The organism is Acinetobacter sp. YH12023 (assembly GCF_013420135.1).
Taxonomy (GTDB): Bacteria; Pseudomonadota; Gammaproteobacteria; order Pseudomonadales; family Moraxellaceae; genus Acinetobacter; species Acinetobacter amyesii.
Genome location: NZ_VOYU01000007.1, coordinates 55,435 through 74,344, shown reverse-complemented (window position 1 = coordinate 74,344; position 18,910 = coordinate 55,435). Strand labels below are relative to the sequence as shown.

The 18,910-nt window shown below is 39.3% G+C and carries 18 protein-coding genes; 7 read left to right on the top strand and 11 right to left on the bottom strand.

All coding sequences use genetic code 11. The features are described 5' to 3' along the window. Nucleotides 1-55 precede the first annotated feature (55 nt). From FTT92_RS09260 to FTT92_RS09240, 5 genes are all read right to left on the bottom strand, one after another. On the bottom strand, nt 56-1,102 hold the full coding sequence (locus FTT92_RS09260; protein ID WP_180171955.1) for a fatty acid desaturase: 1,047 nt from the start codon (nt 1,100-1,102) through the stop codon (nt 56-58). Nucleotides 1,103-1,396: 294 nt separating this feature from the next. After that, the gene (locus FTT92_RS09255) at nt 1,397-2,140 is read right to left on the bottom strand and encodes an SDR family oxidoreductase (RefSeq protein ID WP_078193819.1); all 744 of its coding nucleotides are present in this window, start codon (nt 2,138-2,140) and stop codon (nt 1,397-1,399) included. Between the two features lie 19 nt (nt 2,141-2,159). Beyond that, the gene (locus tag FTT92_RS09250) at nt 2,160-2,858 is read right to left on the bottom strand and encodes a histidine phosphatase family protein (protein WP_180171954.1); all 699 of its coding nucleotides are present in this window, start codon (nt 2,856-2,858) and stop codon (nt 2,160-2,162) included. Beyond that, the gene (locus FTT92_RS09245) at nt 2,855-3,976 is read right to left on the bottom strand and encodes a phosphotransferase family protein (protein ID WP_180171953.1); all 1,122 of its coding nucleotides are present in this window, start codon (nt 3,974-3,976) and stop codon (nt 2,855-2,857) included. Before FTT92_RS09245 ends, FTT92_RS09250 begins: the two co-directional genes overlap by 4 nt. A 110-nt stretch (nt 3,977-4,086) precedes the next feature. Next, a complete protein-coding gene (locus FTT92_RS09240; protein ID WP_180171952.1) occupies nt 4,087-5,328 on the bottom strand; it encodes an acyl-CoA dehydrogenase family protein in 1,242 nt (413 codons plus the stop codon). Between the two features lie 93 nt (nt 5,329-5,421). Between FTT92_RS09240 and FTT92_RS09235 the strand changes: the two genes are divergently transcribed. From FTT92_RS09235 to FTT92_RS09215, 5 genes are all read left to right on the top strand, one after another. Then, nucleotides 5,422-6,339 (top strand): LysR family transcriptional regulator, encoded by a 918-nt coding sequence (locus FTT92_RS09235; RefSeq protein ID WP_180171951.1) that lies wholly within the window; start codon nt 5,422-5,424, stop codon nt 6,337-6,339. A 217-nt stretch (nt 6,340-6,556) separates the two neighbouring features. After that, on the top strand, nt 6,557-7,111 hold the full coding sequence (locus FTT92_RS09230) for a thermonuclease family protein (protein ID WP_078193824.1): 555 nt from the start codon (nt 6,557-6,559) through the stop codon (nt 7,109-7,111). Between the two features lie 139 nt (nt 7,112-7,250). Beyond that, a complete protein-coding gene (locus FTT92_RS09225) occupies nt 7,251-8,024 on the top strand; it encodes a DUF805 domain-containing protein (RefSeq protein ID WP_180171950.1) in 774 nt (257 codons plus the stop codon). Between the two features lie 187 nt (nt 8,025-8,211). After that, nucleotides 8,212-8,661: a MarR family winged helix-turn-helix transcriptional regulator gene (locus FTT92_RS09220; protein ID WP_373684111.1), complete on the top strand. Its 450-nt coding sequence runs from the start codon at nt 8,212-8,214 to the stop codon at nt 8,659-8,661. Next, on the top strand, nt 8,645-9,844 hold the full coding sequence (locus FTT92_RS09215) for an MFS transporter (RefSeq protein WP_180171948.1): 1,200 nt from the start codon (nt 8,645-8,647) through the stop codon (nt 9,842-9,844). Before FTT92_RS09220 ends, FTT92_RS09215 begins: the two co-directional genes overlap by 17 nt. 7 nt (nt 9,845-9,851) lie before the next feature. Here FTT92_RS09215 and FTT92_RS09210 read toward each other — a convergent pair whose 3' ends face one another. Beyond that, the gene (locus FTT92_RS09210; RefSeq protein ID WP_180171947.1) at nt 9,852-10,838 is read right to left on the bottom strand and encodes a GlxA family transcriptional regulator; all 987 of its coding nucleotides are present in this window, start codon (nt 10,836-10,838) and stop codon (nt 9,852-9,854) included. A 122-nt stretch (nt 10,839-10,960) separates the two neighbouring features. Here FTT92_RS09210 and FTT92_RS09205 point away from each other — a divergent pair, with 122 nt between their 5' ends. Continuing rightward, nucleotides 10,961-12,748 (top strand): acyl-CoA dehydrogenase, encoded by a 1,788-nt coding sequence (locus tag FTT92_RS09205; protein WP_180171946.1) that lies wholly within the window; start codon nt 10,961-10,963, stop codon nt 12,746-12,748. 156 nt (nt 12,749-12,904) lie between these two features. Here FTT92_RS09205 and FTT92_RS09200 read toward each other — a convergent pair whose 3' ends face one another. The 5 genes from FTT92_RS09200 to FTT92_RS09180 all read right to left on the bottom strand — a co-directional run bounded on the left by FTT92_RS09200 (nt 12,905) and on the right by FTT92_RS09180 (nt 18,232). Then, a complete protein-coding gene (locus FTT92_RS09200; protein ID WP_180171945.1) occupies nt 12,905-13,507 on the bottom strand; it encodes a nitroreductase family protein in 603 nt (200 codons plus the stop codon). 205 nt (nt 13,508-13,712) lie between these two features. Further along, nucleotides 13,713-14,204 (bottom strand): hypothetical protein, encoded by a 492-nt coding sequence (locus FTT92_RS09195; protein ID WP_180171944.1) that lies wholly within the window; start codon nt 14,202-14,204, stop codon nt 13,713-13,715. Between the two features lie 359 nt (nt 14,205-14,563). After that, on the bottom strand, nt 14,564-15,958 hold the full coding sequence (fumC, locus tag FTT92_RS09190) for a class II fumarate hydratase (protein WP_180171943.1): 1,395 nt from the start codon (nt 15,956-15,958) through the stop codon (nt 14,564-14,566). A gap of 195 nt (nt 15,959-16,153) precedes the next feature. Then, nucleotides 16,154-17,161, bottom strand: a complete 1,008-nt coding sequence (locus FTT92_RS09185; protein ID WP_180171942.1) for an SDR family NAD(P)-dependent oxidoreductase — start codon at nt 17,159-17,161, stop codon at nt 16,154-16,156. 474 nt (nt 17,162-17,635) lie between these two features. Beyond that, nucleotides 17,636-18,232 carry a phosphatase PAP2 family protein gene (locus FTT92_RS09180; protein ID WP_180171941.1) on the bottom strand — a complete coding sequence of 199 codons (597 nt, stop codon included), beginning with the start codon at nt 18,230-18,232 and terminating at the stop codon, nt 17,636-17,638. Nucleotides 18,233-18,534: 302 nt separating this feature from the next. Here FTT92_RS09180 and tusD point away from each other — a divergent pair, with 302 nt between their 5' ends. Then, the gene (gene tusD / locus FTT92_RS09175) at nt 18,535-18,903 is read left to right on the top strand and encodes a sulfurtransferase complex subunit TusD (RefSeq protein ID WP_180054849.1); all 369 of its coding nucleotides are present in this window, start codon (nt 18,535-18,537) and stop codon (nt 18,901-18,903) included. Nucleotides 18,904-18,910 lie beyond the last annotated feature (7 nt).

Genomic DNA, 18,910 nt, shown 5'->3' with positions numbered 1-18,910 from the left:
GTTTAGATCATAAAAAAGCCCTCAATTGAGGGCTTTTTTTGAAGATGGTACTGATTTAATTCCAGCGGTTTATGCGTTTAAAGGTTCCAAAATCATTGAAACGTACACCAACTTCACGCATGACTTGGTGTGCAGTTTTTGCGGTTAGATGACGAATATAAAACGGCTCTTTGACCACAAAATGATGGATAGCATGGGTCGAACCAAAGTTAAAGCAAAATAATTGCATTGGGAACAACCACCACGGATTTAACACCTGAGTTTGTTTAATGACATCGCGTGGGTCAATATCACCATAATAATGCATATTTGAGCTGATAAATTGCAAGCAGAAAGAGCGTATAAAGTTCGGAATAATCCAAACCACAGCTAGAAAATTAATCGTTGGAATTAACTTCACTAAATTGACTGACCAACTAATACTTTGTCCTAACATTGGAGCAATACCATTCACCACATGATAAATGACAAATACATACCAAATGCCGTAATAAACAAAACTTAAAGGGAAAAATCCAGTCAGTTGAGAGAACAATGCAGTTTTACGTTCTTTTTCAGGCTGTTTTTCAATGAATGTCCTAATCATTTTGAACATTTGAAATGGGCGTAAATACACCGTCATCAATTGATCACTAATGACCAATAGACGACGTAATCCCCACGGCATGCCATTACTGATGCCCCGTTCTTCCAAGTCATATTCTGAACCTGAATACTTATGATGATTGAGGTGCAAACGACGACGTGCCCAAGGACTAATAGTATTCGGACGTGCTAACCAAACCAAGGCCAACATGAGATGGTGAGCCCACGGCGTCTTTTTAAAATACATATAATGAATCAGGTCATGTTCTAATTCATGTGTCAGTGAAGCAAACATCGCCACTAAAATCACACAAGCCCATGCCGGTAAAATGCCAACAGCAAACGCCCAAGCTGAACCCAACATTCCCAGTAGCGCAAAAATAAGGATGGCTGCGCCTATAAAGTTTTGATGTTTTAAAATGGGATATTGCTGACGTAAGTCTTCACCAGCTTTCGTTACGACAGTTCTGACTTTGTTAATTCGCTGTTGATCTGTCATATCGGAAGACATAGACATAGTACAAACCTAAAAATTAATGAACAGTTGTACATTAAAGCAAATTAAAAAAAAGGAAATCGCTATTTTGAGAACAAATCATCGTCTGTTCAAATATTCAACATTTTATTTATTTTCAATATCTTATTTATAAATAATCTGAGTATTTACTCCATTTTTTCTTTGTAAAGTCAGCTGCTTTTTATATCTTTTCATCACAGGTTTTATGTATTCCTTTTTAACCTACAGAGGATGACGAATATCATTTGAGAATAATAAAGCCCCCAAATTGGAGCTTTATTATTGCATAAAGGTTTAACCCAATTTATTCACGATCTTTAACGGCAATACTTTCATCGCAAGACCTAAAGGTAACCATGGCCATTGTGGTACATAGGCTTTAACCGGTGCTTTCTCAATTGCTTTTGCTAAAAGATGTGAACCCGTTTTTTCATCGACTTCAAATGGTAGTTTTTTCGCACCTTCATTGATCTCCGTACGAATATAACCAGGGAAAATAGTCGTCACTTTAATTGGGGTATCAATCAGCTCTGCACGAATACCTTCAGCTAGAGCAGCAACACCTGCTTTACTTGCACCATAAGCCGTTAAATGTTTAGGCATACCACGCATAGCACTCATCGACGAAATCACCACCAAATGCCCTGCATTTTGGCTACGGAAAATTTCAACCGCAGCTTCGCATTGCGCCAAAGCAGAGATAAAGTTAGTTTCAACTGTGGCGCGGTTAATTTCAAAATTACCTTTACCAATACGACGACCTTCACCGACACCTGCGTTGACAATAACACGGTCAATACTGCCAAAATCTGCTTTAAAGGCACGGAATACTTCAAACACTTGATCGTAATTTGTGACATCGAGTGTTTTCGCAATCACTTTAATACCATATTGGCTTTCCAGTTCATTTTTTAGCGTTTCTAGACGCTCTAAACGACGTGCACAAATGGCTAAGTTGTAGCCTTTTTGTGCAAACTCGCGTGCCATTCCTGCACCAATCCCTGAGCTTGCACCTGTAATTAAAATTGTTTTAGCCATGATAATTCCTTTGTTTATCTTAGATCCAAGTCAATAAATTTGGATCAACTGCTTTTATAAAATGGTGTTCATTTAAACTGAGTAATTGCGGTTCATTTCCAACCAAACGCAGTGTTGTCATACTGGTATTGGCAATGGCCCAATTAAGTGCAAATGTTTTTTCAGGACTCAACCCTAAAATTTTACCGACTGCAACGGAGATCACTCCACCTGAACTAAACACAACGGCATAACGCGGTTTGGTTTCAGCCAGTTGAGTGCATAACTTTTCTAGCGCTGTTTCGACTCGACTTTTAAAATGTGGCCAAGATTCATCATATTCATGATGAAATTCTCCGCCTGTCCAACGTTCAATGGCACCTTCAAAAATTTTAGATAAATAAGCACGCGGGTTTTCATGCTTAGATACATCTTCTTTTAATAAATGCGGCTGGTTAAATCGAGGTTCATATTGAGCAAAAACTTGCTGATGATTAAATTCATTCCACGCGTCATCTGTATCAACTTGTGCTTCTGGAAAGCATTCAGCCAATGCAAGATTGGCTGTTTGTTGATGACGTTGCATGGAGCCCGCAACCACATAAGGACTTTCTTTTAAAATACGGTCGAAATACTGTCCCAGCACCTTAGCCTGTAGCTCACCGTTGGGAGAAAGCTTGTCATAGCTTTCTGCACCAAAAGAAGCCTGACCGTGCCGAATTAAATATATCGTGGTCATTTCCCTAAAATATCCTTCATTTTTTCAATATATTTTTGTGCCACATCATTGGCTTCAAGTTTTTGCAAACCGATAAGTTTTAAGGCACGAATATGTAAAGCATGGATCACAATCCAAAAATCTTTAAATGCCGGATTGTTGGTTTGTTTATGGTAGTAGCGGTAATAAATTTGCTGTGCAATTACCGCTAAACGGAAAATGCCGAACACTTCATAAAAGGTCCAGTTGTCTGTTTGTAGACCAGTTTTTTCTAAGTAATATTCAACGACTTCTTTACGGCTAAACATGCCTCTCAAGTTAGTCGGCTGACGGCGTGTCGCTTTAAAAATTGCGTTATCGCCACTTTCAACCCAATACGCCAAAGCCGAACCTAAGTCCATCAATGGATCACCAAGCGTTGCCATTTCCCAATCCAATACGCCAATCACTTGGGTAGGATCATTTGGATCTAAAATCACGTTATCAAAACGCCAATCGTTATGAATTACACAGGTTTTAGAGTCAGCAGGAATATTGTCTTTGAGCCAATTACGGACATATTTAAAAGAAGGAACATTTAAGGTTTTGGCTTTTTCATAGCGTGCGTCCCAACCCTCCACTTGACGACGACAGTATCCGTCGCCCTTACCTATTTTTTCTAAAGCGGTACCTTCATAAGGCACTTGATGCAGTTCAATTAACTTGTCGATGACGTTGGTACACAACGCTCGAACTTGAGTTTCATCAAAATTGATTTCTTTGGGTAAGTTTGCACGTGGAATGATGCCTTCTACGCGTTTCATCACGTAGAAATCACAGCCAATCACTGATTCGTCCTGACATAGTGCCACCATCTCAGGGAGTACAGGATAAAATTCAGATAATGCCTTCTGTACATTATATTCACGTGCCATATCATGTGCAGACTTGGCTTTGGTGCCTTTTGGAGGACGACGTAAGATTAAATCAGCATTGTCGTATTTTAAGCGATAAGTCCAATTTGACGCGCCACCTGAATATTGAGTGACTTCTACAGGCCCTTCTATTTCAACGCCATGTTCAATCAACCAATTTCCTACAGCACGTACATCCAGTTCTTCACCCTCACGAACTGAACCGCCTACATCGATCACTGACATGCTTTTCTTCCTAAACTTGAATCTATCATGATGATAAAAATATAATTTTCTATAGTTTTATAGCATGGACAACTCAGGGTTGCCATGCCAAATATGTGACTACAACTTGTTTATTTTTTACGGCGGCTGCTGTAACCGCACTTTGCCAATTCTAATTTAGCAATCATACCTTTATGCACTTCATCAGGGCCATCAGCTAGACGCAGTGAACGTGCTTGCGCAAAGAAACCTGTGAGCGGTGTATCTCGAGAAACCCCAGCACCACCGTGGATTTGAATCGCCATATCGACAACTTTTTCTAAGACACTCGGCGCAACTACTTTAATTGCAGAAATCTCGGTTAATGCAGCCATATTCCCTAGAGTATCCATTTTATATGCTGCATAAAGGGTCAGTAAACGTGCCTGATCAATCGCAACACGTGCTTCTGCTACGCGTTCTAAATTGCCACCGAGTTTTAAAATTTCTTTACCAAAAGCAGTACGGCTCATACCGCGGTCAATCATCAGTTCTAGCGATTTTTCAGCAGCACCAATACAACGCATACAATGATGAATACGGCCTGGGCCTAAACGACCTTGTGCAATTTCAAAACCTTGACCTGCACCGCCAATAAAGTTTGCAACAGGAACACGCACATTTGTGAAGCTAATTTCACCATGTCCATGTGGCGCATCATAGTCGCCAAACACAGGTAACATACGTTCGATTTTGACTCCAGCAGTTTCAACAGGTACTAAAACCATAGAATGCTGATGGTGACGGTCTTTGCTTTCATCTGGTGTATGTGCCATAAAAATAATAATTTTGGCATTTGGATCACCTAAACCTGAAGACCACCATTTACGTCCATTCAACACAATTTCGTCGCCTTCAACGACAGCTGTAGCTTCCATATTGGTGGCATCACTTGAAGCAACAGCAGGTTCTGTCATACAAAACACCGAACGGATTTTGCCGTCTAGTAATGGTGTTAACCACTGCTGCTTTTGTTGTTCCGTGCCATAGCGCCAAATCACTTCCATATTGCCGCTGTCTGGTGCATTGCAATTGAATACCGTGGGTGCAAGTAAACTACGGCCTGAAAGTTCTGCGATGTGTGCATATTCTTGTACAGATAAGCCTTGCCCAAGTTCAGGACAAGGTAAGAACATATTCCATAAGCCTGCAGCTTTGGCTTTATCCTTTAAAACCTCTAACTGTGCTGGCCATTGCCATTTGGTCCAATCACCACCTTGGTTCAACTCATGAACTTCTGCCCAAAACTCAGTTTCTACAGGCTCAATTTCATCTTCAATAAATTTTTTTGTTCTTTCAATATAATCTTGTGCACGTGCTGAAAGTTCAAACATGACAACATCCTTTAAATATTATGTTCTTTACGCTTTACAACACCATAACCTGAAATCTAATATGAACAAAATGATTTAATTCAATAGATGAACATGAATAGTATTCATAAAAACACCGTCATCGATATGGGTGTGTTTCACCGTATGGATATCAATTTATATCCACTTTATATCGCAATTTATGAACAAAAAAGCATTTCAAAAGCTGCAAAAATTTTGTGTATTACTCAGTCTGCAGCGAGTCATGCACTTCAACGGTTAAGACAACATTTACAAGATGACTTATTTGTACGTGCTGGAGCAAAAATGCTTCCGACGCCATTTGCCGAGCAGATTTATCCTGTAATTAAAAATGCGCTTATTGCGATTCAAAGTATTTCTATCCAAAAACAACAATTTACTCCTTCAATGGTACAGAGCTTGAAAATTGCGGTACATGATGAAATTGAACCGATCATTTTTCCCAAGTTAGTTGAACACTTTCAACAGCAACAGTTTCAGATCCAATTTTCCAGTATCAAATTAGACCGCAAAACCATTGTGGCTGATCTTGCTGCACAGCAAATCGATTTTGCGATTGACCTTGAGCAAAACTTTGGTGAAAAAATAAATTTTCAAACCTTGGTTGAAGACCAATTCGTGGTTTGTAGTCAACATCCTAAGATGGATGAATCTATTTATCTTTCTGCTCCTCATATTGGGGTTTCTTCACGACGTGCAGGTGTATTAGTCGAGGATATTTATTTAAACCGTAAAAAACACTCCAGAGAAATTTTTTTACGCTGTCAGCATTACTCTACTGCGCTACAAATTTTGGCACAGCAACCCAAGGCAATATTGACGATTCCACAAAATATTTTGACGCACTTACAGGTTGCTCCCGAACTGAATATTTTTGATGTACCTGTAGACTTGCCGAAAATTAAACTAGGGATGTATTGGCATAATGATTTGGAATTAAATTCACGGCATGTTTTTTTGCGAAGCGAAATTTCTAAAATTTTTGCTTAGGCTATTTTTATGATGATATATCATCTTGCTTAGGCTATTTACATGGATTTAGATTGAATTTGTGTGATGAAACTTGCTGTATATTTATAGATCAAATGTTGATTATTTAAGGTATTTTTAACTGACCGTCGGTTTATTCGACAGCCATAAATCATGAGTTCTTATAAAATCTAAACTCCTGTTTTTATGCGATATGACCTCGTTCATATCAATGTGTATGCTTTCAAATCTCTCCGCGAATTGGCTCATGGCGTTAGGTGCAGTACTGTGCCTGATCACAGTCTATGTTCTTTATAAAGTCACCATTTTCTTAAAGGATTTTTTCCAGCCTTTTAAAAAAGGAAAATCTTACCTCTGCCGTGTATCCGATATTAGTGATGGCGATACCCTCACCTGCTATCGGATGAATCTGAGACGTTCTAAAACCAAACTTCGCTTTGCTTATGTGGATGCGCCAGAATCGACACAAGCTTACGGTAAAGAGTCAGCCCGCCTGATCAAATCCATGGTTTATAAGAAATTTGTCCGCGTAAAAATCACTGATGTAGACCGTTATGGCCGCTGCGTTGGGGTTATTTATCGCTATCGTAAATGCATGAATGAAGAAATGGTAAAACGTGGTGCTGCGTGGGTGTACGAAGAATACATCCGTGACCAAAAGCATTTGCACTATATGATGAATTTACAAAGTAAAGCACGTAAACAAAAGAAAGGTTTGTGGAAAGCCAGTCGTCCAATGCGCCCTAAAGAGTATCGTAAATTACATAAATAACAGACCACATTACAGCATGGCTAAGGAATATTTGATGACTTAGCCATGTCTAATATTTGACCTTTTTTTACTTCGCTATACAATAATGCTGCCCTTTTGGGCATAGAAAATACATTAGATAATTAAAATTGGAATAATAATGACTGAACTTACTTCAAGCGAATTGAATCCGTTTCAACAAGATCAAAATATTCAGCCTCAAATTCAAAAAGCCGATCATCCCCTGTCTCCTGAGGGACGTTTTGGCCGCCTGTCTTATTTAGCGTGGCTATTTATCATTAGTATGATTTATACCTGCCTATTGGGCATCAGCGTCGCGCTGGGACTTTTTGCATTTTTCAATTCAGCAGAACGTAGTATTGAAGCACTTTTTAATTCATTCTTAGGACTCAGTGCAATCGCACTGATTGTCGTTTCTATTGTTGCAATGTTTGTCGCAATGATCTGCATTACGATTCGTCGTTTACATGATCTAAATAAAAGCGGTTGGCTCTGCTTAATTTTTCTCATCCCTCTGGTCGGTACCATCTTTAGCATTTATGTGATGGCTGCAAAAGGCACCGAAGGTGAAAATAAATATGGTATTAAGCGTCCAACGGAACAAACAGAGAAAGTTATTGGGTCATTGTATCTAATCCTGATGATTGTTTATTTATTGGTCATGATCCCATTGATGTTCAATATGCAGAGTATGATGAACAATTTAGAACAAGCGCAATTACAAGAACAAGCGATGATGTCTGAAGGTGAACCTGAATTAACGGATGAACAAATTGCGGCTTATTTAGAGCAAGCTGAATCAGAAGGTGAAGAACTTGCTTATGCAGATGGTGAAAGTGTAGAAATTTCAGAAAATGCAGACAGCTCAGCAGAAGATGCTGCAATTGCTGCTGCAGAAGCTTCTGTAGAATAAACTCGCATTGTTTAAGTTATCAATTCAACGATATGCATTGAACGATAAGCTTTAAATGAAATGTTATACAAGAAAACCTGTGTACGCGCAGGTTTTTTTATACCTGTTTTTTATGCTTTGAGTTGTTCACTTGAATTGAAAATAAATTAGGCGTACAGTTGCGATAATTTAGTTACCCTAGTTAACTATCATGAATACCTCATTAGGTTTCCGCTCTTCACTTCTACGCTGTGCGCGTCTGATGAGTGATGAAATCAACACGATTTTACTGCCCTATCAATTGAACTATTCGCTTTGGCAAGTCATGTTTGTCATCCGTGAAAAAACCGCTTGTACATCTATTGAAATTGCGGAATATTTAAATGTATCCAAGCCATCCATCACTAAGCGTGTCAAAATTCTTGCACAGATGGATATTTTGGCACATGTGCAAACTGACGATAAACGTCAAAAGAAAATGATGCTCAGCGAGACTGGACGTGAGTTATTTCAGCAATGTGCAAAAGACATAGATGCCTTTGAGCAGCGCCTGATCGCGCCATTAGCTAGCCAAGATATCCAACATTCCATTCAAATTTTACACTGTCTCATGCAAGAACTTGAACAAAGCACTGTAGGTGATGATCATGCAAGATAAAGCACCACTTTGGACTCGAAATTTTATTTTAGTCAGCGCCATTAACTTCCAATTGGTTTTAACCTTTTATCTCTTGGTTGTGGTGATCGTGGGCTATGCGGTGGCTGAATTAGGTGCGACTACAGCCCAAGCAGGTTTAGTTTCAGGCTTGTTCATTGTCGGCACATTGGTCGGGCGTTTATTGGTGGGTAAGTTCCTAGAACGTTTTGGTCGTAAAACAACACTGATCGTTGGTTTAATTGGCTTTTTAGTCTTTTCTGGTTTTTACTTCATTCAGTTTGGCGTCGGCATGTTGCTTTTCATACGCTTTATGCATGGCTTTATGATGGGTATTGCATCAACAGTGCTGGGTACCTTAATTGCCCAAATCTTACCAGCGACACGTCGCGGTGAAGGCATTGGCTACTACAGCATGAGTAGTACTTTAGGTACAGCTATTGGGCCATTTCTTGCCATTTGGATGATGTTACACATTGGTTATCACGCGATTTTTATCGTTTCTACGATTATCGCATTGAGCTGCCTATTGGTTGCCTTGCTGATTCAAGTGCCCGATTTACCCAAAATCAATAAACCCCTCGATACTGTTGAAGCCGTCAAAAAATCGAGTTGGATTGCTCAATTTGTAGAACCTAAAGCATTACCGATATCATTCATCATGCTTTTCGCTTCAATCTGCTATTCAGGTGTTTTATCTTTCATTAACTTCTATGCCAAAGAAATCGATTTAGTTGAAACAGCATCATTTTTCTTTTTGATGTATGCCATTGCGATTTTAATTTCTCGCCCATTTACAGGCCCGTTGATGGATCGTAAAGGTGAAAATATTGTGATCTACCCTGCTTTTGTGATTATGGGCGTAGCATTGGTACTGCTCAGCATCACACAGAGTTCATGGATGCTTTTACTTTGTGCCGGCTTACTTGGACTCGGTTATGGCAATATTCAGTCGGTCTGCCAAACAGTTGCCGTGAAAAGTGCACCGCTTGAACGTATGGGCTTTGCCACTTCGACTTTCTTTATATTTTTGGATGCAGGCTTAGGCTTTGGACCATACTTTATCGGTAAATTGCTCGACCATATTGGCTACTCACAATTGTATTTGTATAGCGCATTTGCTGCCTTTGCATGTATTGGTGCTTACTACATTTTACATGGTCGTTATGCCGTTCGAACGGCTTAAACTATAACTAAACATCAAATCGTCGGCTGAAACGTCGACGATATTCTAAGGGGCTCAGCCCCGTTTTTTTTTGAAATAACCGTCGAAATGAGCTTGGGTCACTATAGCCAACATCTCGCATAATCAGATCTAAAGCATGTCCCGTTTCTTCTAAACGCTTTCGTGCAGCTTCAATCCGTATTGATTGTAAGTATTGATTGGGAGGAATATCCAAAGCCGCTTTAAAATGTCGAATCAATGTCCTCGTTGTCACATTAAACTGCGCCGCAAGTTCATCTAAGACAATATTTTCATGATAATGCTGTTCTAACCAATCTTGAACTTTTTGCACCAAACCATCCTGATGCGGTTTAGATATTTTCAATAAAGAATAGGACAACTGACTATCACGACGATAATCCAATACAAATGATTTTGCCGTGTGGATTGCCGTTTCAAAACCATAAAAACGTTCTATCAGGTGCAGTCCCAAATCAAACCATGCTAAGCCACCTCCAGCACAGTAAATATTTTGATCATGGCTAATGAGCTGATCTGCATTCAGTTTCACCAAAGGATAGCGTTCACGAAACATTTGCTGAAAGCCCCAATGCGTCGTTGCCTGCTTACCATCTAAAAGCCCTGCTTCTGCCAGAAAAAAATTACCCGTACAATTTCCTGCGATCAGTCCGCTTTGTAATTGACGAGTTTTTAATAATTCGATTAGTGCTGAATTTTGCGCTAAAACATCTAAGATCGGCGCGCCTATCGTTGGAACAATGATGATATCTGCATCTGTTATTTCAGAAAATGCTAAATCTGCATAAAGCTTGATGCCATTGATACATTGCACTGCTTGACCATGTTGTGAGGCAATTTTAACCTGAAATAGCCGCTGCACATTTTGTTTTTGAATCCGGTTCCAACTGACTCCCGCCATTGCAAATAGATCAACAACCCCTGTAATCGCAGAAGCCAAAGCACCATCAAATGCTAAAATTATGATTTTCTTCATTTAAATTTCAAATTATCAAAATGTCATTTTTGACTTATTAAGTGTCATTATTGACAATTCTATATCTAAAAATCAACTGCTAGGCTTAAGCCATAAAATTCGACCCGATTAGAGATTGATCAATGGCGCAGTTAATCAATGACAAAGATTTAAATTTTTTGCTATTTGACGTGTTTAAAGCGCAAGACTTAACGCATTACCCACGTTTTGCTGAGCATGATGCTGAAACCTTCAAAAGCATCCTAGAAACTGCACAAGGTATTGCTCAAGACTTTTTTGCCCCCCATAACGCAACAGCCGATCAAAACGAACCAACCTTTGATGGTCAACAGGTTAAAACCATTGCTGAAGTCAAAACGGCATGGAAACAATTTGCAGATGCCGGCCTGCTTTGTGCGCAGCATGATTATGATGCAGGCGGTATGCAACTACCGACTTTGATCAATATGGCTGCAAATGCCTATTTCATGTCAGCAAATCCTTCATCAGTAGCTTATTCATTTCTAACCGCTGCGGCTGCAAATGTAATTCAAGCTTTCGGTACGATTGAACAAAAAGCTATGTTTGTACCGCATATGTTTAGTGGTCGCTTTGCAGGAACGATGGTCATGACTGAACCTGATGTGGGTTCATCTTTAGGTGATTTGACCACAAAAGCCATACCGCAAGTCGATGGAACATACCTCATCAAAGGCCAAAAGATGTTTATTTCAGGGGGTGACCAAGACATCACTGAAAATATCGTGCATTTGGTCCTTGCTCGCATCCAAGATGCACCTCAGGGCGTGAAAGGTATATCTCTGTTTATTGTTCCGAAGTTTAAAACCCTGAGTGATGGTTCACTTGCAGGCGCCAATGACGTTCAACTGGCCGGCTTATTACATAAAATGGGCTACCGAGGTACAACATCGACTGTGCTGAGCTTTGGTGAAAAAGACGAATGTACAGGCTATCTGATTGGTGAAGCAGGTGCTGGTCTTAAATATATGTTTAAGATGATGAATGAAGCACGAGTCGGTGTCGGCTTAGGTGCAGCCATGATTGGATACCGTGGCTATTTAGAGTCACTCGAATATGCAAAAAACCGCCCACAAGGTCGAATAGTATCAGATAAAAATCCTGCCGCTAAACCTGTCAATATCATTCAACATACAGATGTTAAACGGATGCTTTTGGCACAAAAATCCTATGTAGAAGGCGCACTTGCGTTATGTTTATTTGCTGCACGATTAATTGATGAACATCAAGCCGCTAACAATGAAGATAGTGCGCTGTTATTAGACTTAATTATCCCTGTCGTCAAATCATTCCCTTCTGCCTATGGTCCAAAAGCCAATGATTTAGCCATCCAAGTTTTAGGTGGTGCGGGCTATACCCGTGAGTATCCGCTTGAACAATGTTATCGCGACAACCGCTTAAATCCGATCCATGAAGGCACATTTGGCATTCAGTCTTTGGATTTGTTGGGTCGTAAGCTTTGGCAGCACAACAGCAAAGGTTTGATGCTGTTATTACAACGTATGCAAAATACAATTGATCAAGCTCAACATCCAAAAACGGAAGCGTTTGCAGCGATTTTTTCAGGGCATTTAAACACCGTGAAGAAAACCACACAAAGTTTGGGACAAGTCCTCGCACAAGGTCGTGTCGATCAGGCGCTGGGTAATTCTGCCTTGTATCTAGACATGATGGGCAAAGTCATCATTTCATGGCTATGGCTTGAAATGGCCAATCAAGCCCTTGTGAAATTTGAACATTCAGATTTAGCTGAAGATCAACAATTCTTAGCCGGTAAATTACAAGCCGCGCAATATTTTATCCGCTGGGAATTACCTGAAATAGAGCACCAAGCCAAGTTATTGCTAGAACTTGATGATACTTGCCTCAACATGCAAGAAAGTTGGTTCTAGTCACCCATTTAGCTCAGTCCTCAATGGGCTAATCTGGACAAGGTTTTCACGGATGAAAATCTTGTCCAACCCTTTCTATTTAAATAAAAACTGCTATAAAAAGAGGAACTTATTTTTCGTTCCTTTTTTATCAAAATTGAGTGCTATACGTTGCAATTATTGGAAGACTTTAAAACGAGCGGCATCATCCATATAGCCTTTTTCTTTCGCTTCACCTTCCACTGAACCAAAAACCAATTGAGCACGAAGTTTCCAATGCGCAGGAATGTCCCATTCAGCATGCACTTGTTCATCCACAATTGGGTTGTAATGCTGTAGTGATGCGCCTAAACCTTCGGTGTGCAACGCTGTCCAAGTTGCAAATTGGGCAATGGCAGTTGAGTGTTCTGCCCAAATTGGAAAGTTTTCTGCATAAGACGGAAACTGTGCTTGTAGACCACCCACCACATCCAAATCTTCAAAGAACAAAACCGTACCTAAACCCGCTGCAAAACTTGCCATTTTAGCCGTGGTCTTCGCAGCACTTTCTTCATCTTTTGCATAAGATTTTAATTTGTCAGCGACTAAGCCCCAAAATTTTTCGCTTTCACCATTAAATAAAATAACAGCACGAGAAGATTGTGAGTTAAATGAAGACGGGCTTTGTTTAATCGCTGTTTGGATCAAATCAGTTAAATATTCTGTGCTTAGGCTTACATTGTCCCCAATAGCATAAATAGTACGACGTTTGCTTATCAGGTCAATAAACTGATTTGACATATAAATTGGTCCTTTAAAATAAAATGTGCAGATGAGTCAGAAACATTTGGAATGATAACTATCGCGACTTTCCAAATGTTGGAATGCTTCAGTTACTTGATGGGTCACTATGAAACAGTCACTTGTCGAAGTAAATCTGAAGTTCTACTGTACATATAAAAAAACCTCCTAAGCGGAGGATTTTTCGACTAAAACTTTATGAAGTTTAGAATTTTGCTTCTAGCACATTCGCTGACACTTGGTTTTTCCAAAGCTCACGTAACGTCGGTAGATAGAATTTTTCACCTAACTCAACCAACTCTGCATCAATCAAACCATGAACTTCGTGCATGAATAGATAATCTAGTTCAACAGTTTGTAATTTTGACTGTGCTTTTTTATATTCTTTGCGCTTTTGCTGTGCTTTTTTTACCAAGTTATCTGCATAAGCACGGTCTTTATATTGGGCAATAGCATTCAAACGTAGTTCAATTACGCCCCAACCATTGAGTAGCAATTTAAATTTTTCAAAATCTGTCGTTGTTGATTCCCAGCTCATTTCTTCTAGATTTTCATTTTCAGGCAAAACTGGTAGCAAAAGCTCCATAACACTTGGGAAAATCTTTTTAAAATTCAAAACAAATTTAACAGGATGCTCGCCCGGATAGTCTTTAAATTGAACGTTCTTTTGGACATCTGTCAAATAGATGGTGAGCATTGGGGGAAATCCTTAAATAAAACACTGTCTTGCAAATATTTATTCAAACAAATGTCAAATAGCAACGAAAACAGAAAAAGAAAGGCATTTTAACAAGTGTGCCAATGAATTCAAAGCCCAATCCAATGAATTACTCGCTTCATCATCAGGCCTTTCTTCATTCTGTTCGTTGCCCTATTTTTAATAAACAGTCCTGTTTATATACATACATTTCAAGATGTATGATTCAAAAAAATATGTGTTAGCCAGTATTCAGCGATAAAAAGAATTAAAAAGTTATCCAATAAAAAGAGAGGCTGAATATGAATCAGCCCCTCTTTTTATTTTCAAACACTCTAGATGAATGATCTCAAACCAATTTATTTGGTATTGGGTGAAACCATTTGCTCAGGACGAACCACTTCATCAAATTGCTCTGCAGTGACTAAACCGAGTTCTACCGCAACTTGCTTTAGAGTTTTACCTTCTTTATATGCAGTTTTAGCAACTTTCGCAGCATTTTCATAACCAATTACAGGATTGAGTGCCGTAACTAACATTAATGAATCATGTAAGAAATGATCGATTTTTTCACGGTTTGGCTCAATGCCTACTGCACAGTGGTCATTAAAGCTATTACATGCATCGCCGAGGAGTTGAATAGATTGCAATATGTTAAAGGCAATAACAGGCATAAACACGTTTAATTCAAAGTTACCCGATGCACCGGCAACATTAATGGTTGTGTCATTTCCAAGTACTTGAGCAACCACCATTGTCATGGCTTCACTTTGAGTTGGATTGACCTTACCTGGCATGATGCTTGAGCCTGGCTCATTTTCTGGAATGCGTAGCTCACCAAAACCACAGCGTGGGCCACTGGCTAACCAACGCACATCATTAGCGATTTTATTTAAACTTGCAGCGAGTGTTTTTAACGCACCCGACGCAAATACAGCTGCATCACGTCCTGCAAGTGCTTCAAATTTATTGGGCGCAGTTACAAATGGCAGACCCGTTTGTTTCGCAAGTTCTGCTGCTGCTTTTACAGCATATTCAGGATGTGCGTTGAGACCTGTACCCACCGCTGTTCCGCCTAGTGGTAATTCATACAGCCCTTCTAAAGCTTGATTTAAACGCTTCAAACCATGATCGAGCTGTGAAACATAGCCGCTAAACTCTTGGCCTAATGTTAAAGGCGTTGCATCCTGTAAATGTGTACGGCCAATTTTAACAATATCTTTAAAATCGTTAGATTTAGCTTCTAAGGTATTACGCAGTTTTGTTACTGCAGGAATTAAAAGCTCATTGATTTGTAGACTTGCAGCCACATGAATTGCGGTTGGGAATGAATCGTTGGTCGATTGCGCACGATTGACATGATCATTTGGATGGACAGGTTTTTGTGAGCCCAACGGATTACCCAGTTTTTGATTGGCAATATTGGCAATTACCTCATTACAGTTCATGTTACTTTGCGTACCTGAACCCGTTTGCCAAACTACCAGTGGGAATTGTGCATCCCATTGACCTGAGATCACTTCTTCGGCTGCATTGACGATATAACCAGAAAGTTCCTGAGGGATTTGACCCAATGCTGCGTTAGTAATCGCTGCTGATTTTTTAACGAGACCCATTGCACGAATCATTGGACGTGGTAAACGTTCACTACCAATTTTAAAGTTTTGCAAACTACGCTGTGTTTGTGCACCCCACATCGCATCGCTAGGTACTTCAACATCGCCCATTGTGTCATGTTCAATACGTGTTTGCATAAATGACCTCATATCCTTATCTATAAACTTCAACGTCTATGCAGAATCAAATTCTGCTGATAAATACAGTTTAGGTAACTTTCCTAGACTTGTAAATAATAACCATTATCATTTATAAGTGGTTTAGATAATCTTTATCGTGATTTTATAAAGAAAATCATGCACAATGATTAAATTCACCCAATACAAGACGAGTTAATTACCTCTTAATGTTTGTTGATAGAAACGCCATTCATCTTCTAGCATTTTCTTTAAATCTTGTTCAGGCTGCCAACCAAAAGTACTTTTCGCTTTCTGTGTACTTGCCCCAAGCTGGTCATATTCATGGCTTGGGTAAAAACTAGATTCGACCGTCTTAATCTCCGCCTGTGTCACTTCTGAAAGCGTATCCAACAGTTGCTGTATCGAAACCAATTCACCTGAAATATTAAAGGCCTCGCAAGTAAATTGTTGCTGCGACAACCATTGCAAACATTGCCACACCGCCTTACAGCAGTCGAGTACATGCAAGAAACTCCTTTCCACAGTACCATCTTCAGTTTTAGCTTGTTTGCGAAGTTCGATAAAATCTCGTTGTAAAGCCCCAACTTGCATCGCTAGTGGCACGATATTTTTTGGCAATGGCGCTACAAACTCACCTAAAACTGCATGCTCGAAAGCACCTGCGACGTTTCCTAAACGCAAAATCGCAATTTTCCACTCATTATCCGTACGTGCAGTATCCCGTATAATTTCTTCCACCATCTGTTGAGATTTCACATAGGGATTTGGATAGGTAAAATTGATTTCTGTGTCTTCTGTTAATTCTGCCGACGACTGACCATATACCGCTAAACTTGATAGATGGATCAGTGTTCGTACACCTGTTCGCTGCATGGCACGCAGCAAACTCATGATACAACTGACATTATCATTATAATATTCAAGTGGTTTAAGGACGGATTCTTCCAATGACTTAAAGCCTGCCGTATGAATGACAGCATCGACGGTATATTGTTCAAATACTTTATTGAGTGCGGGAGTATTGCGAATATCGAGTTTGACAAAAGGCACATACATGCCTGAAATAAATTCAAGTCGTTCAAGTGTTTGTAAATTTGCATTGGATAAATTATCCACAATAATGACTTCTTGACCTTGAGCCATTAAACTCAAGGCTATATGTGAGCCTATAAAGCCTAAACCACCAGTCACTAAAATCATTGTTTAGATACTCCTTATAGTTATCAAGCTTTTACAAATCTTTGGCATCATCTTGGTGTCGTCACCAACTTATCTACAGATCTAAATTTTGAAACTTCGCCTCAGCATTTTTCATGAGCCGAATAATCTGCAAGAGCATTCTAGTTTTATCTTACTGCTTTAGAATTTTGACTGTGTTGCAGTTATGGATATTAACTGTATTTGATTTACGACAAATGACCTCGCTAGCGATCCAATTTGAAGACATCACAATTATTCGTGGCATTTGAGTTGAAGGGTTTTTGAAGAAGATATTTAATAATAGTTACATTGCGAAGCATGTTAGACAGCAACAAAATATTAGAAATGATCTTGATCGAATGAGCAAATAGAATTGAGCAGTCTGACTATTTTTGAGGTGGAGAAGCAGGATGTTGGCAATGTAACTATTGCAGCAGCAAAAGTTTGTAATCGCAAATATCTAGCAAACTTAATTTAGCGGATATAGCCTTTTTTAATCATGGCTGAGAATAGGAACTCGTAAACTTTTAAGATCAGGCTCACCAAATATGACCCATATTTTCGCCATAAAGACAGTCCAACAAAATTAAGCAAAACAGCAATGATCAACGCGCCTGCCATATCCTTTGGATAATGCACACCCAAATAGACTCTCGACCACGCCACAAGAAAAGCGAAAGCTAGAAATACATAGCCGACAGCTTTTTGCTTTGCAAAAATATAAGAAAATGCAATCGTACTAAAAAACAGCATGTGATCACTCGGGAATGATCCATTCGGTGAATGTTCTATAATCGTGCGTCCAACGTCCAAGACAAAGGGTCTAGGATAGTAAAAGAAACTTGAAATCACTTGGCTGATTAGAAATGCGACGATAGTAAACACAGTGGCTTTAACGATTTGTTTTTTGGTGTCAAAACTGCCTTTAAACCAAGCCAAAAACATCAAAAGAATCACGATATAAAATAGATCATTGGCTATAAATATGGCAAAAGAAATAGTGAAATCTAAAGCATTGTCCGATGCATTGATTGAATTAAATAAACTTAAATTAAATTTCTCTATATTCATGAGATGGTTTAAAAAATGAAAAGATCATAGCACTCTGTAAAATCAAAAATTGCGTTTTATTCATATAAAGATTTTTCAGTATGTAACCGCACAGTTTACTTATGAAAAAGTGATGGCTCGAGGCTGAATCCAAAATAAACCAAAAGTTATATTTGAAGAAAAATTGGCAATGACTTCGCTGCCTAAATAAGCAAAACTTTGCAAATATTCAGATCATTGAGTAAATCATTGTATACTAGCTTTTTCTTCTGAACTCAGAACAAACTGTCGATCTAGACCGTTTATTCATTTAGTGAATTTCGATGAGTACTCTATTACTAATTACCTCCTCACCCACTTCGATATTGGCTTGGCATGCTTTGGGTCTTGCCCAAGCGCTGAAGCAAAAAGGCGAAAACTTTCGAGTTTTTTTCTATCAAGATGGTGTAAATGTCGCAAATGCCCTGCAATGGGTGCCAGATGATCAACGCAAACTCAGTAGTGAATGGCAAAAACTCGGCATTCGTTTACCTGTTTGTGTAAGTGCAGCGCTCGCACGTGGGATCACAGATCAGGAAAATGCTCAGCGTCATAATATTCAGCAACATAATCTAGCTGAACAATTTGAACTTGTGGGCCTAGGCGAACTTGCCGATGCCGTACAAACTGCTGACCGTTTATTGCAATTCTAAAAATTTT